This is a genomic window from Vreelandella piezotolerans (assembly GCF_012427705.1).
Taxonomy (GTDB): Bacteria; Pseudomonadota; Gammaproteobacteria; order Pseudomonadales; family Halomonadaceae; genus Vreelandella; species Vreelandella piezotolerans.
The window spans coordinates 3,484,589-3,497,904 of sequence record NZ_CP048602.1 but is presented as its reverse complement, the minus strand read 5'-3'; the positions used below and the strand labels follow the sequence as shown (position 1 = coordinate 3,497,904).

At 59.2% G+C, this 13,316-nt stretch carries 12 protein-coding genes; 11 read left to right on the top strand and 1 reads right to left on the bottom strand.

What is annotated here, in order from left to right; translation table 11 throughout:
• Window positions 1-2 precede the first annotated feature (2 nt).
• Both GYM47_RS16020 and GYM47_RS16015 read left to right on the top strand, forming a co-directional pair.
• Complete coding sequence (locus tag GYM47_RS16020) at window positions 3-482, top strand: Lrp/AsnC family transcriptional regulator (protein WP_231125584.1); 480 nt, start codon at window positions 3-5, stop codon at window positions 480-482.
• Between the two features lie 133 nt (window positions 483-615).
• Entirely contained in the window at window positions 616-2,745 is a 2,130-nt protein-coding gene (locus GYM47_RS16015; RefSeq protein WP_139525873.1) for a PhoX family protein, read from the top strand.
• Window positions 2,746-2,796: 51 nt separating this feature from the next.
• On the opposite strand, the gene GYM47_RS16010 is transcribed toward GYM47_RS16015, so the two are convergent.
• The gene (locus GYM47_RS16010; protein ID WP_153842959.1) at window positions 2,797-3,831 is read right to left on the bottom strand and encodes a LacI family DNA-binding transcriptional regulator; all 1,035 of its coding nucleotides are present in this window, start codon (window positions 3,829-3,831) and stop codon (window positions 2,797-2,799) included.
• Window positions 3,832-3,988: 157 nt separating this feature from the next.
• Between GYM47_RS16010 and ltnD the strand changes: the two genes are divergently transcribed.
• The 9 genes from ltnD to GYM47_RS15965 all read left to right on the top strand — a co-directional run bounded on the left by ltnD (window position 3,989) and on the right by GYM47_RS15965 (window position 13,313).
• The gene (gene ltnD, locus GYM47_RS16005) at window positions 3,989-4,924 is read left to right on the top strand and encodes an L-threonate dehydrogenase (protein ID WP_153842960.1); all 936 of its coding nucleotides are present in this window, start codon (window positions 3,989-3,991) and stop codon (window positions 4,922-4,924) included.
• Window positions 4,924-6,219: a 3-oxo-tetronate kinase gene (otnK, locus tag GYM47_RS16000; RefSeq protein ID WP_153842961.1), complete on the top strand. Its 1,296-nt coding sequence runs from the start codon at window positions 4,924-4,926 to the stop codon at window positions 6,217-6,219. Before ltnD ends, otnK begins: the two co-directional genes overlap by 1 nt.
• Window positions 6,216-6,875 (top strand): 3-oxo-tetronate 4-phosphate decarboxylase, encoded by a 660-nt coding sequence (otnC, locus tag GYM47_RS15995; RefSeq protein WP_153842962.1) that lies wholly within the window; start codon window positions 6,216-6,218, stop codon window positions 6,873-6,875. The genes otnK and otnC overlap by 4 nt, the downstream gene beginning before the upstream one ends.
• A gap of 63 nt (window positions 6,876-6,938) precedes the next feature.
• Window positions 6,939-7,736 (top strand): 2-oxo-tetronate isomerase, encoded by a 798-nt coding sequence (gene otnI, locus GYM47_RS15990; RefSeq protein WP_153842963.1) that lies wholly within the window; start codon window positions 6,939-6,941, stop codon window positions 7,734-7,736.
• A 61-nt stretch (window positions 7,737-7,797) separates the two neighbouring features.
• Complete coding sequence (gene denD / locus GYM47_RS15985; RefSeq protein ID WP_153842964.1) at window positions 7,798-8,763, top strand: D-erythronate dehydrogenase; 966 nt, start codon at window positions 7,798-7,800, stop codon at window positions 8,761-8,763.
• A gap of 112 nt (window positions 8,764-8,875) precedes the next feature.
• Window positions 8,876-9,874, top strand: a complete 999-nt coding sequence (locus tag GYM47_RS15980) for a TRAP transporter substrate-binding protein (protein ID WP_194928575.1) — start codon at window positions 8,876-8,878, stop codon at window positions 9,872-9,874.
• Window positions 9,875-9,933: 59 nt separating this feature from the next.
• Window positions 9,934-10,491: a TRAP transporter small permease gene (locus GYM47_RS15975; RefSeq protein WP_153842965.1), complete on the top strand. Its 558-nt coding sequence runs from the start codon at window positions 9,934-9,936 to the stop codon at window positions 10,489-10,491.
• Entirely contained in the window at window positions 10,488-11,765 is a 1,278-nt protein-coding gene (locus tag GYM47_RS15970; protein WP_153842966.1) for a TRAP transporter large permease, read from the top strand. Before GYM47_RS15975 ends, GYM47_RS15970 begins: the two co-directional genes overlap by 4 nt.
• 90 nt (window positions 11,766-11,855) lie before the next feature.
• Window positions 11,856-13,313, top strand: a complete 1,458-nt coding sequence (locus GYM47_RS15965) for an aldehyde dehydrogenase family protein (RefSeq protein WP_153842967.1) — start codon at window positions 11,856-11,858, stop codon at window positions 13,311-13,313.
• Window positions 13,314-13,316 lie beyond the last annotated feature (3 nt).

Genomic DNA, 13,316 nt, shown 5'->3' with positions numbered 1-13,316 from the left:
CCTTGGAGCCCCATGCCATGGGCGGTGAGCTGGATCGTATCGACAAGCGTATTCTCAAGCTGCTTCAGGAGGATGCGACGCTTTCCAATGTGGCGCTGGCCGAGCAGGTGAACCTCAGCCCTGCGGCCTGTTTGCGGCGTGTCGAAAAGCTCAAGCGGGACGGGGTGATCAGCCGAATCGTGGCCCACCTGAACCCGGAGCCCCTGCAGGCCGGCATGGTGGTGTTGATTGGCGTGGTGCTGGACCGCTCGACGCCAGAATCCTTCGCGGCGTTCGAGGCGGCGGCTCAAAAAGTGTCGGGCTGCATGGAGTGCCACGTGGTTACTGGGGAGTTCGACTACTTCATGCTGGTGCGCACCAGGGACAGCCAAAGCTTCAACCGGCTACACGCCGAGCAGTTGCTCTACCTGCCCGGCGTGCGTCAGATTCGTTCGTTCATGGGGCTGCGGGAGGTGGTGTCGACCCACAAGGTGCCGATTTAGCCCTAATGGCCCACGGCATGCCCGACGTCAATAAACCGTCGTGATTGCGTCATACATCTTTCATCTTTACCTAATACTCTCCCTCGAAAACAACACGTAGTTCGTACGGGCTAATGATGACGAGGGGAGTACCATGAGCAAGGCAATCGAAGATCACCGCCTGTTTAACCACAGCCATAACCAGCCATTTGCCGAGGTACTGGCAAAGTACGTCTCTCGGCGCGATGTGATGCGGGGCGGCCTGGGGCTGGCGGCGTCGTCGATGTTGGGGTTTGGCGGCGCAGCCCAAGCGCTAGCAGGCGAGCAGGCCAAGACGCCGCTGACTCTCGCATTTGAAGCGGTGCGTGGTTCTCGCACTGATGCGGTGGTGGTACCGGAAGGCTATGTGGCCCAGGTGCTGGTGCCCTGGGGCACGCCGCTCACCCCATCCGCAGAGTGGCAGCCCGAACTACACATGACCGCCGAGCGCCAGGCCGATAGCGTTGGCATGAACCACGATGGTATGGCCGGATTCGCCTTGGATGTCGACAGCGCGTCGCGGCGTTTCGTGCTAGCGCTCAACAATGAGTATATCGAGCAGGATGCGCTATGGGCGCCCCAGGGTGGCCCTACCAATGCGGGAGGCAAACGCCCGGCGGAAGAGTCGCGCACCGAAATCAACGCCCATGGCGTCACCCTCGTGGAGGTTGAAAAAAACGCCAGCGGGCAGTGGTCGCACGTGACCGACTCTCCCTATAACCGCCGCTTCACCAGCGCCACGGTGATGGACCTTGCCGGCCCCGTGGCCGGTAGCGACTATGTGAAAACCCAATTCTCCCCTGACGGCACGCAAACCCGAGGTACTAACAACAACTGTGGTAACGGCGTGACCCCCTGGGGCACCTATATCGCCTGTGAAGAGAACTGGCCCGATATCTTCGTCAACCGTGGCGAGCGCTTCCAAGACGATGCACGCATCGGTATTCCCACCGATAAAAGCCGCTACGGTTGGGATACCTCGGCAGGCGACGCGACAGAGCAGAACGGCGAGTTCGCGCGCTTTGACATCACCCCGCACGGTGAGCGTGCCGAAGATGACTACCGCAACGAAGCGCGTACCTTCGGCTACCAGGTCGAAGTCGACCCCTATAGCGGTGCTCGCGCGGTGAAACGCACGGCGCTGGGGCGTTTTCGTCATGAAGGGTGCTGGTTGGGCAAGTTAGAAGCGGGCAAGCCGATCGTTTTCTATTCAGGCCACGATGCCCGCAACGAATACGTCTACAAATACGTCTCTGATGCCGCCTGGGATCCCGCCGATGCCAACCGTCCCGGCGCGGAGTACGACCGTCTCGCCATTGGCAGCAAATATATGGATAACGGCACGCTGTACGTGGCGCGCTTCCATGCCGATGGTAGCGGCGAGTGGCTGCCGCTCACACCGAGTGCCAAAACTCAGGATGGTCGCACGCTAGCTGCCGCACTTGGCCTAGCCGAGAACGACCTGGCGGGCATCATCATCAATACCTGCGATGCGGCCGACCTCATGGGCGCAACGCCAATGGACCGTCCCGAATGGGCGACGGTGGATCCGGCCTCCGGCGAGGTGTACCTGACGCTCACCAATAACTCCCAGCGCAGCGAAGAGGGCAGCGATGCGACCCTCACCAACGATGGCAGCGAGCTGGCCGAGCCGGGAGTAGGTTTCGCAACGGCGCCCGTGAACGCCGCGAACCCCCGTGCCAATAACGAAGCCGGGCACGTGATCCGTTGGCGGGAGAGCCGGTTGCCCAACGCCTTTACCTGGGAGGTCTTCGTGTTCGGCGCGGCGGCTGACGATGCGGACAATCACTCAGGTTTGAACGAGATGAACCAGTTTGCCAGCCCCGATGGCCTGTGGTTCGATGAGCGCGACGGTGGCCAAGGTATTCTGTGGATTCAAACCGACAACGGCTACGAAAGTGTTACCGAGCATACCAACGATCAGCTTTTGGCCGTGGTACCCAACGGGCTGGACGACATTCGCGGCACGGGCCCGGTCATCAACAGCAGCAACCAGCAGCAGCTCAAGCGCTTTGCGGTGGGTCCGAACGGCTGCGAAGTCACCGGTATCTTTGCCACGCCGGATAAAACCGCGCTGTTTATCAACATCCAACACCCCGGTAATTGGCCAGCAGATGGCAATGCCTTAGTGCAAGACGCCACTGCGTCAGCGAGTGGCCAGGTGCGCCCGCGTGCGGCCACCGTGGTCATCCAGAAGCGCGATGGAGGGCCGGTGGGGGTGTAAGTCAGCCCGTGGGCAGTGTTGATTGAAGCACTGCCCGCTTCAATACGGTTTTCAAGTACTGCCACCCATTTGCAGCGTAAACCCCACATCGTGCTGGCGACGGTAGACGTTTTTGCCGCTGAGTCGTCTAATGAGTTCTTTCGCAGCGAGGCGTCCCATCTCTTCTCTCGGGGAGAGAATGGTGGTGAGCTGTGGCGTCACGTGCTGGCCAAGCGGCAGGCCGTTGAAACCGGCAATTGCGATGTCGTCCGGAACATTGAGACCTTGGCGCTGTGCGGCGAGTAGTGCGCCTGCAGCTAGGTCGTCATTGGCAAAGTGAATGGCCTGTGTTTGGGGATAGTGCGTGAGTACCTGCTGTAAACTCTCTGCTCCCGCTTGTAGGCTGCCGAGGGTGTCGAGTTCTACCAAGGGGGATTCGAGTCCTTGTGCCTGCAGTACCTCTTTATGCCCTTCGTAGCGCATGCCTGCTCGGTAATCCTGAGTGAGCCGCGCGCCCACATAAACAATATGGCGATAGCCTTGATCGACCAGATGGTTCGCCATGCAGCGCCCAGCCGCCACGTGATCCAGTCCGACGTTCAAGTCCATGCCTTTGCCCAGCTCCATCACTTCCATGATGGGATGATCCCAGTTGTTCAACAGGGTCTGGCAGGCGTGGTTATGGCGCAGCCCAGCGGTAATCAGTGCCGAGCATGACCAGCCTAAGAACGTGCGCACCAACTGATATTCGCGGTCTAAGTCGTAATCCGTGTTGCCCAGCAGTATTTGATACCCCTCGGCCTCCAAGGTCTCTTGTAAGCCTTTGATGACTTCGACGAACACGGTGTTGATCAAGGAGGGCACGATGACGGCGATCAGTTTCGAGCGCGAGGAGGCGAGGCTGCCTGCCACGAGGTTGGGCACATAGCCCAACTGCTCAACCGCTTCTAGTACGCTATTGCGCGTGCGTTCGCTGACTTTTTCAGGATGATTAAGCGCTCGAGAAGCAGTAATCGGTGAGACGCCCGCAGCTTCAGCCACTTGGCTGAGCGTCACTTGATCTGAGCGACGACGCTGCTTAGCAGCATGCGAAAAGTCTCTAGACATTGGTCGAACGCCCCTATTGTTCAGCTTGTGATGACGAAAAGAATAATCTAAAACGAATGGTAGCGCTATCATGACAGCGCTACCATTCGATGATGAAAGCTTCGAGCAGCCTTGCTAAACGTGGCTGCTAAAAACAACAACAGTGAGGTAGCGGCAGGTGAGTCAAGATCAACAGCAATCCCAGCAAGTCGGTGTGATTGGCTTAGGTGCCATGGGTATGGGCACTGCCACTGCGCTACTGAGCAGAGGTTTTCAGGTCACCGGCTGTGATATTGCCAGCGGTGCACGCGAAGTATTCAGCGCTGCTGGCGGCAAGAGTGTCGCAACGCCTGCCGAGCTCGCCCACTGTGACGTTGTGTTGGTGATTGTTGTGAATGGCCAACAGGCTGAAGAAGTGCTTTTCGGGGCACAGGGCGTGGTTGCCCACCTAGCGCCGGGTAGTGTGATCTTGCAATGCGCCACCGTGGCACCCAGCCAAGCTAAGCAGCTAGGTGAACGTCTTTCCGCGGTGGGACTGTGGATGCTGGATGCGCCCATTAGCGGTGGCGCTGCCAAGGCCAAAAGCGGTGATTTATCGGTAATGGCCTCTGGTCAGCCAGAAGTGTTCAACAAAGCGCAGCGGGTATTAGATGCCATGGCGGCCAAAGTGTATCGCTTAGGCGATATCCCAGGGGTAGGTTCCAGCATGAAGCTGGTCAATCAGCTGCTGGCGGGCGTGCATATTGCCACCGCGGCCGAGGCGATGGCGCTGGGTATTCGTATGGGCCTCGACCCCGAGGTGATTTATGAGGTGATTACCCATTCGGCGGGTAACTCCTGGATGTTCGAGAACCGCGTGCCGCATATCTTGAGCGGTGATTACACGCCGCTATCGGCGGTCGATATCTTCGTCAAAGACCTCAATATTGTTCATCAAACAGGCCGTGAGCTGTCACTCGCAACACCGGTGGCTGCCAGCGCGTTGCAGCAATTTACCGCAGCCAGCGGCGCAGGTTTTGGGCGGGAAGATGACTCAGCGGTGATCAAGGTCTATCAGCGCTTATCGGGTATTGCGTTGCCAGAAGCGGCCAACGATGCCGAGGGAGCGAAGTAATGAGCCATCAGGGAATCGTGTTGGGCGCTATCGCCGACGACTTTACCGGGGCCACTGATCTCGCCAATAACTTGGTGCGTGGTGGCATGCGCTGCCTACAGGTGATTGGTGTGCCGCAAGAAGCGGTGGACTTGCACGATGTCGATGCGGTCGTGGTCGCGCTCAAGTCCCGCTCCTGCCCAGTGCAAGACGCCGTGACCGATTCTCTGGCAGCACTTGAGTGGCTGCGCGATCAGGGCGCTCTCCAGCTGTTTTTCAAGTACTGCTCCACCTTCGACTCTACCGACGAGGGCAACATTGGCCCCGTGGCCGATGCCCTGCTGGAACGGCTTCAAGCCGACCAAACGGTGATGGCGCCTGCATTCCCTATTAATGGCCGCACGGTGTACCAAGGCCATCTGTTTGTCGGTGACCGATTGCTGAACGACAGCGGCATGCAGCACCACCCGCTCAACCCCATGCAGGATGCCGATCTGGTTCGCGTGCTCTCTCGCCAAACGCTACATTCGGTGGGCTTGGCCAACCGGGCAGTGCTCGCCAAAGGGGCAGAGGCAGCCCGCGCGCATCTGTCGACCCTTGCCGAGCAAGGCGTGCGCCATGTGATCTGCGATAGCTTGGATGAGCAGGATTTGGACGTGCTGGCCGAAGCCACGGCGAAGATGGCGCTGGTCACCGGCGGTTCCGGCCTGGGCCAGGCACTGCCCGCTCAGTATCGCGCACTTGGTTGGTTAGAGAGCGTTGCCGAGCCTGGGCGTCTAGCGTCGGCTGCTGGCGGTGCCCTGGTGCTGTCGGGCAGCTGTTCACGGGCCACGCTGGCGCAGGTGGCCGACTTTTTGGCCAAGCACCCTGGCGGTGGTTTTGCCCTGGACCCGCTGGCGCTAGCAGAAGGCGAGCACCAGAAAGACCAGGCGCTCGCGTTTGCGCGGCAGCGGCTAGCCGACAGTGTGCCGGTATTACTGTACGCCTCGGCGGATCCAGAAAAAGTGAAAAGCGCGCAAGCGTCACTCGGCGTTGAGCGAGCAGGGTGCCTGGTCGAAGCGGCATTGAGCCAACTGGCGGTGACGTTAGTCAACGAAGGCGTGGGCCGACTGCTGGTAGCGGGCGGCGAAACCTCCGGCGCGGTGGTCTCCGCGTTAGGCGTGACGACCCTGCGGATCGGTGAGCAAATCGACCCCGGCGTGCCCTGGACCCAAGCCCCGCTAGCAGGCCGCGAAGCGCCACTGTCGCTGGCGCTGAAGTCCGGCAACTTTGGCGGCGTGGACTTCTTCACCCGTGCGTTTGAGGTGCTGGCATGAGTGTGCACCTGCGTCATCATCACCAGAACACCCTGCGTGAGCAGATCAGTACGCTCGGTAAATCGCTGTTTGATCGTGGCCTGACCATGGGCTCTAGCGGCAATATCAGCGTGCGGCTGGACGATGGCGGCTGGCTGATGACGCCCACCAATGCCTGCTTGGGGCGGCTGGATCCGGCGCGTATTTCGCACCTGGATCAGCATGGCCAACTGCTCAGCGGCGATGCGCCCACCAAGGAGCAGTTCCTGCACATGGCGATGTACGACGAGCGCCCGCAGTCCGGTGCCATCGTGCACCTGCACTCCACCCACTCGGTGGCGGTGTCGTGCCTGCCGGGAGTAGACCCCTGCGACTGCATTCCGCCGCTCACCGCCTACTACGTGATGCGGGTGGGTAAGCTGCCGTTAATTCCATACCACATTCCTGGCGACCCTCAATTGGGGGAGGCCGTGCGCGGGTTAGCGGGTAAGCACAGCGCGGTGTTGCTGGCCAACCACGGCCCAGTGGTGGCAGGCAAAACCCTCGAAGCGGCGGTGTACGCCACCGAAGAGCTGGAAGAGACCGCCAAGCTTTACCTGCTGCTGCGGGGTGAAAACCCGCGAGGGTTAACCCCCGAACAAGTGGTCGAGCTGGAAGCGCGTTTTCCACGCGACTAACGACCCACTGAATAAAGAACTTAATAAAGCACTTAATAACGCCCATAACGACAAGAGCGCCCCATGATTCGATTAGCCGCCAACCTCAGCATGCTGTTCAACGAACACGCTTTTCTCGACCGCTTTGCCGCCGCCGCCGAGGCCGGCTTTAAAGGGGTCGAATATCTGTTCCCCTATGCGTTTGCCGCCAGCGACATACAGCACGCCTTAAAAGAAGCCCAGCTGGAACAGGTGCTGTTTAATTTGCCGCCGGGAGATTGGGATGCCGGTGAGCGCGGCCTGGCCAGCCTGCCGGGCCGGGAAGCCGAGTTTCGCGATTCGATGACCGCTGCGCTGAGCTACGCCGAGGCGCTCGGCTGCCCGAGGGTTCATGCCATGGCGGGGCTGTTACCGGACAACGCGGATGCCGCCACCCATGCGGAGCACCACGCCACTTATATTCGCAACCTGCGCTTTGCCGCTAACGAGGCGGCCAAAGTAGGCAAAGACATCCTGATCGAGCCGATCAATACCCGTGATATGCCGGGCTTTTTTCTCTCCCGCCAGGCCCAGGCCATGGCGGTACTGGAAGCGGTGGGTGCCAGGAATCTCAAGCTTCAGTTCGACCTTTACCACTGCCAAATCATGGATGGTGATTTGATTCGCCACCTGGAGCATCAGTTTAACGCCATTGGCCATATTCAAATCGCAGGCGTGCCGGATCGCCACGAGCCTAATGTGGGCGAAGTGCATTATCCCGCTATTTTTGAACGCTTGAGTGCGCTGGGTTATCGCGGTTGGGTGGGCTGTGAGTACCGTCCCAAGACGGCCACCCGGGTGGGGTTGGAGTGGGGAGCGCCCTGGGGCTTAACGACGCATTAAACCGCTCGCTCTGGCCAATACGTTTTCCATACAAGAACAACGCACCACTAGGAGTCGCATCATGCATATTGCCATTACCGGCGCGGCTGGCTTTTTAGGCCAGCGCCTCGCTCAGCAGTTGATCCAGCGTGGCGAGCTGCGTCAGAAGCCGATCACGCAGCTCACGCTGGTCGATCAAGTGGAAGCACCGTCACCCTCGGCAAGGGCGATCAAGGTGGTCTCGCGAGCGGTGGATATTACCCAGCCCCACGCATTGGACGAGATGTTAGATCAGCGCCCTGACGTGATCTACCACCTGGCGGCCGTGGTCAGCTCCGCCGCGGAAGCCGATTTAGAGCTCGGCATGCAGGTCAATTTTGATGCAACGCGAGCGCTGCTAGAAGGCTGCCGCGCCCGTGGTATGCGCGACACGCGATTCATCATGGCCAGCTCCGTAGCGGCCTACGGCGGCGCGCTACCGGAGGTGCTCGATGACATGACCGCACTGCATCCGCAGAACTCCTACGGTGCCCAAAAGGCCATGTGCGAGCTGCTCATCAATGACGTCAGCCGTCGCGGCGAGATCGATGGCCTGGTGCTGCGCCTGCCCACCATCGTGATCCGCCCTGGCCGCCCGAATGCCGCGGCTTCCAGCTTTGCCTCCAGTATTTTGCGTGAACCGCTCAATGGCGAAGAGGCCATCTGCCCCGTGCCCACCACCCTTGAAATGTTCGTGATGTCGCCGGGTAAAGTGGTGGATGCGCTGGTACACGGCGCTCAGGTGCCCCGTGAAGCCTTGGCACCGTTTCGCGCCTTCATGCTGCCGGGGATCACGGTGAGCGTGGCCGAAATGCTCGAAGCCCTTCGTAAGGCGGCCGGGGAGCAGGCTCTAGCGCTCGTTCAGCATGTTCCCGATTCGCGCATCGAAGCCATCGTGGCCAGCTGGCCCGCCCGCTTCGAAACCGCCAAAGCGAGCCAGCTTGGCTTTGTAGGCGACGCTGATTTTACCCAAATCATCGATAGCTTTATGGCCGAGCAGCACGCATGAACGGACATAACGTCTCGTGTTCACTCCTCTGCCGATAGGGCAGAACGCCACAGGGAGACGCCCGCGTCTCCTTCACTACTCACCCTCACAACAACATAACGAGGGATTTATCATGACCAAGCGCTTCACTCTACACGCACTCGTAACCGCTATCAGCGCCCTGACGACCGCCAGCATGGCTTTGCAAGCACAGGCGGCCACCAATATCAGTCTGGGGCACACGCTCTCCTCCACGTCGCACTACTCGGTGGGTGCTGAGGCGTTCAAAGAGACCTTAGAGCGTTTGTCCGATGGCGCCTTTACGGTCACCGAGCACGCCTCCGGCTCACTTGGCGGTGAGCGTGAAATGATCGAAGGCCTGCAGATCGGCACCGTGGACGTGGTGATTACCTCTAGCGGCCCGCTGGGTAACTTCGTACCGGAAACCTACGTGCTGGATTTACCGTTCCTGTTTGAGAGCTACGACCAGGCTCGTTGCGTGCTGGATAGCGACATTGGTGACGAGCTGTTGGCGAAGATGAGCGACCATGGCCTAGTCGGTATGGCGTGGTCTGAAAACGGCTTCCGCCACCTCACCAACAGCCAGCGCGAAATTGCCAGCCCAGCGGATACGGAAGGGTTACGGGTCCGCACCATGGAGAACGCGGTACACCAAGAAGCGTTCCGCCAAATGGGCGCACGACCCACACCGATGGCGTTCCCAGAGCTGTTTACCGCACTTCAGCAGGGCACCGTCGATGGCCAGGAAAACCCGATTACGGTCATCGTGGCCACCAACTTCTGGGAAGTCCAGGACTACCTTTCCCTCACCGGGCACGTGTACTCACCTGCCATCGTGTTGGGGTCACCAATCCTGCTTGATGGCCTGAACGACGAAGAGCGTGACTGGTTCATGCAGGCCGCGGCGGCCTCGGTAGACGCGACTCGTGAAGAAGTATCGCGCCTTGAGCGGGAAGGGGTTGCGCTGCTGGAAGCCAACGGCATGACGGTGAAAACCGATATTGACCCTGCTCCCTTCCAGCAGGCAGTGGAGCCCGCCTACGAAATCTTCACCTCGCAGTACGGCAGCGACATGCTAGATCGCATTCGTGAAAAAGCGGGTAGCTGTTAAGTCATTTTTCACTGCGGCCTCTGGCTATGCCAGGGGCCGCCTAGGCACGGTGACCTTTTATGTTAACGGTCTTGCTTCGTTTAGAGCATCAGTTAACCCGTATTGCCCTGATGATTGCTGTGTTGATGCTGGTCATATCGGTCACGCTCAGCTTCTATCAGGTGCTTACCCGTTTTTTGTTCAATGCGCCCTCTACCTGGACCGAAGTCGCTTCTCGCACGTCCATGATTTGGTGTGTGTTCATGGCCGCGGCCGCCACGTTTCGGGGTGGCTATATGATGGCGGTCGAGGTCATCTATAAATGGCTGCCTGCGCGTCTGCTCATGGTGTTGGAAGTGGCCATTGTGCTGTGCTGCCTGTTGGTCTTGGGCGTGTTAGTGCACTACGGCATTCAAATGACGCTGAGGGTGAATAGCCAGGTGATGTCCGGCATGAACATTTCCATGTCCTGGGCCTATGCCGCGATTCCCGTGGGCGCTGGCTTTGCGATGGTGTCAGTGGTTGCCCGTTTAGCCTCGCAGCTCAGTGGCCGCGAAAAGGTAGGGCCAGAAAACAGCGAAGTGATGAGCGAGGAACCGACGTCTTCATCGTCTGCCAGAGAAGGAGCGTCCTCATGAATATGGTGATTGGTCTGTCGCTGATCGTGCTCTTTACCTTTGGCGTGCCGATCGCCATTTCGATCGTACTGGCATCCATCATCGGCATCGAGTTCTTTACGCGTCTGCCCCTGCTGCTCGTCCCACAGCAGATGTTTATCGGGATCGATAAGTTTCCGCTGATGGCGATACCGTTCTTTATTTTGGCGGGTAATTTAATGGCCGCCGGGGGCATTTCACAGCGTTTGGTGGACCTTGCTAAATCCATCGTTGGCCGCGTTCAGGGCGGTCTTGCCATGTCCTGCGTACTCACCTGCATGATGTTTGCCGCCGTGTCTGGCTCCAGCGTGGCCACTACCTTTGCCATTGGGGCCATTTTGATTCCTGCGATGGTGAAACATGGCTATCCCAAGCCGTTAGCCGCCTCTATCCAGGCCTCCTCGGCGGAGCTGGGCGTACTCATTCCACCTTCCATTCCGCTGATTCTGTATGGCGTGAGCACCGATACCTCCATCGGGCAGCTATTTCTAGCCGGTATTGGCCCGGGAATTTTGATTGGCTCTGCGCTCATCCTTTTTCTTTTCCTATTCTGCAAAGTGCGTGGCTACGGTAAAGACGATTACAAAGACAGCACCGGTTTTATGATTTCGCTCAAGCGTGCCTGGGTGGCGCTGCTGATGCCGGTGGTGGTGATCGGCGGGATTTACGGGGGAGTTTTTACGCCCACCGAAGCCTCGGCCGTGGCGGTGTTTTTTGCGCTGTTCGCAGGTGGGTTCTATTACCGCGAGTTAAAACTGGCTGACCTATTACCCATCTTACGTCAAAGCGTGATCTCAACGGCGGCGGTGATGCTGATTATTGCCTCTGCCGCGCTGTTCAGCTTTTTGTTAAGCCGCACAGGCTTACCGGCGCAAATTGCCACGCTGGTGACCAACACCATTGAAAGCCCTATGATGTTCTTGCTGGTCGTGAATGCGCTGCTGCTGATTGTCGGCATGTTTATTGAAACATCGGCGGCCATTTTAGTACTGGCCCCGATCCTCACGCCGATCGCGATTCAGTTTGGTATTCATCCGGTTCACTTTGGCCTAGTGATGGTGGTGAACTTAGCGCTGGGCATGATTACGCCACCGCTCGGGGTGAACCTGTTTGCCGCCTGTGCCGTTGCCAAAATCTCGATTGATCAAATGCTGCCATGGCTAGTGCGCTTTGTACTCGTCGTGCTGGCGTGCTTGATGGCGATTACCTACATGCCGTGGATTTCGATGGGGTTAGTAACGCTGTTTTACGGCTAGTGCTTTGTAGCGAGTGTTTTAACCGATAGGTGCTTGTGGCGTTAGCGCAGGCATCGTTCATACATAATAATCACAATAATGGAGTGCTGAATGTCATTGAACACAACGTTACCGCCAGCGCAGGCGTTTATTGGTGGTGAGTGGGTCGATACCGCCGACACGTTAGCCGTTGAAGCCCCCGCCACAGGAGAGCCGCTAGCCCGCATCGCACGTAGCCAGCAAGGCGAGGTAGACGCTGCGGTTCAGGCGGCTCGCTTAGCTTTTTCAGGCCAGTTAGGTGAGTGGGCCAGTTGGTCGGCCCGCCAGCGCAGCCTGTGGCTGTTGCGGTTTGCTGATGCGATAGAAGCCAATCACGCGCGCCTAGCTCATCTTGAGTGCGCCGATACCGGGAAGCCAATGACCCAAGCGCAGGGCGATATTGCCGCCTGCGCCCGCTACTTCCGTTTTTATGGCGGTGCGGCGGATAAGCTACACGGTGAAACCATTCCGTTCGAAAATGACTTTGCCGTGATGACCCTGCGCGAGCCTTACGGCGTGTGCGCGCAAATCATTCCCTGGAACTACCCCTCGCAAATCTTTGGGCGCTGCGTGGCCGCAGCGCTTGCCGCAGGCAATACGGTGGTGCTGAAACCCGCAGAAGATGCCTGCCTCAGCGTGTTGGGATTAGTGGAGCTGGCCGCCGCTCAAGGGTTGCCAGCGGGTGTCCTGAACGTGGTACCGGGACTAGGTCGCGAGGCGGGTGCGGCGCTGGCAGCGCATCCTCAGATCGACCATCTGTCGTTTACCGGCTCGCCGGAAACCGGTACTCAGGTGGCCCAGGCGGCTGCCGTGCATCACGTGCCGGTCACGCTGGAATTAGGCGGCAAATCGCCCCAAGTGGTGTTTGCCGATGCGGACCTGGATGCAGCGCTGCCCGCGATTGTGCGCGGCATTGTGCAAAATGCTGGGCAAACCTGTTCGGCAGGCAGCCGTTTGCTGGTGCAGCGAGACATCGCCGACCGTGTGATCGAGGATCTTTGCCAACGCTTTGCGGCGCTGCGCTGTGATGCAGGTGAAGCCGATGCCGACTGCGGGCCGCTGATCAACGCTCGTCAAAAGGCCAAGTTGGCGTCGCGTTTAGCCGCAGCAGAAGCGGACGGTATCCGTGTTGCTGGGATAGGTCAGCTGGCGCCAAGCGCCCCTTCCGGTGGCCACTTCGTGCTCCCGCAGCTGCTGACCAACATTCCCGATGGCCATGAAGTGCTGCGTGAAGAGCTGTTTGGGCCCGTACTGGTGGTGCAGGTCTTTGACGATGAGGCGCATGCGCTGAGGCTCGCCAATGCCACCGATTTCGGGTTGTGTGCGGGTGTGTGGACCCGCGATGGCGGTCGGCAGCTGCGTCTAGCGAAGGGCATTCGCAGCGGCCAGGTGTTTATCAATAACTATGGGGCTGCTGGCGGTGTGGAGCTGCCGTTTGGTGGAGTGGGGCGCTCAGGCCATGGCCGTGAAAAAGGTTTTGAGGGTTTGCGCAGCTACACGCGTATCAAAACAGTCGCCATCAAACACTAAGCA

What these genes read in the sequence shown, in the direction of transcription:
- GYM47_RS15970 (WP_153842966.1), top strand. Translation starts at nt 10,488, where the DNA reads ATGAATATGGTGATTGGTCTGTCGCTGATCGTGCTCTTTACCTTTGGC.
- GYM47_RS15975 (WP_153842965.1), top strand. Translation starts at nt 9,934, where the DNA reads ATGTTAACGGTCTTGCTTCGTTTAGAGCATCAGTTAACCCGTATTGCC.
- GYM47_RS16010 (WP_153842959.1), bottom strand. Translation starts at nt 3,831, where the DNA reads ATGTCTAGAGACTTTTCGCATGCTGCTAAGCAGCGTCGTCGCTCAGAT.
- denD (WP_153842964.1), top strand. Translation starts at nt 7,798, where the DNA reads ATGCATATTGCCATTACCGGCGCGGCTGGCTTTTTAGGCCAGCGCCTC.
- otnC (WP_153842962.1), top strand. Translation starts at nt 6,216, where the DNA reads ATGAGTGTGCACCTGCGTCATCATCACCAGAACACCCTGCGTGAGCAG.
- GYM47_RS15965 (WP_153842967.1), top strand. Translation starts at nt 11,856, where the DNA reads ATGTCATTGAACACAACGTTACCGCCAGCGCAGGCGTTTATTGGTGGT.
- otnI (WP_153842963.1), top strand. Translation starts at nt 6,939, where the DNA reads ATGATTCGATTAGCCGCCAACCTCAGCATGCTGTTCAACGAACACGCT.
- GYM47_RS16015 (WP_139525873.1), top strand. Translation starts at nt 616, where the DNA reads ATGAGCAAGGCAATCGAAGATCACCGCCTGTTTAACCACAGCCATAAC.
- GYM47_RS15980 (WP_194928575.1), top strand. Translation starts at nt 8,876, where the DNA reads ATGACCAAGCGCTTCACTCTACACGCACTCGTAACCGCTATCAGCGCC.
- otnK (WP_153842961.1), top strand. Translation starts at nt 4,924, where the DNA reads ATGAGCCATCAGGGAATCGTGTTGGGCGCTATCGCCGACGACTTTACC.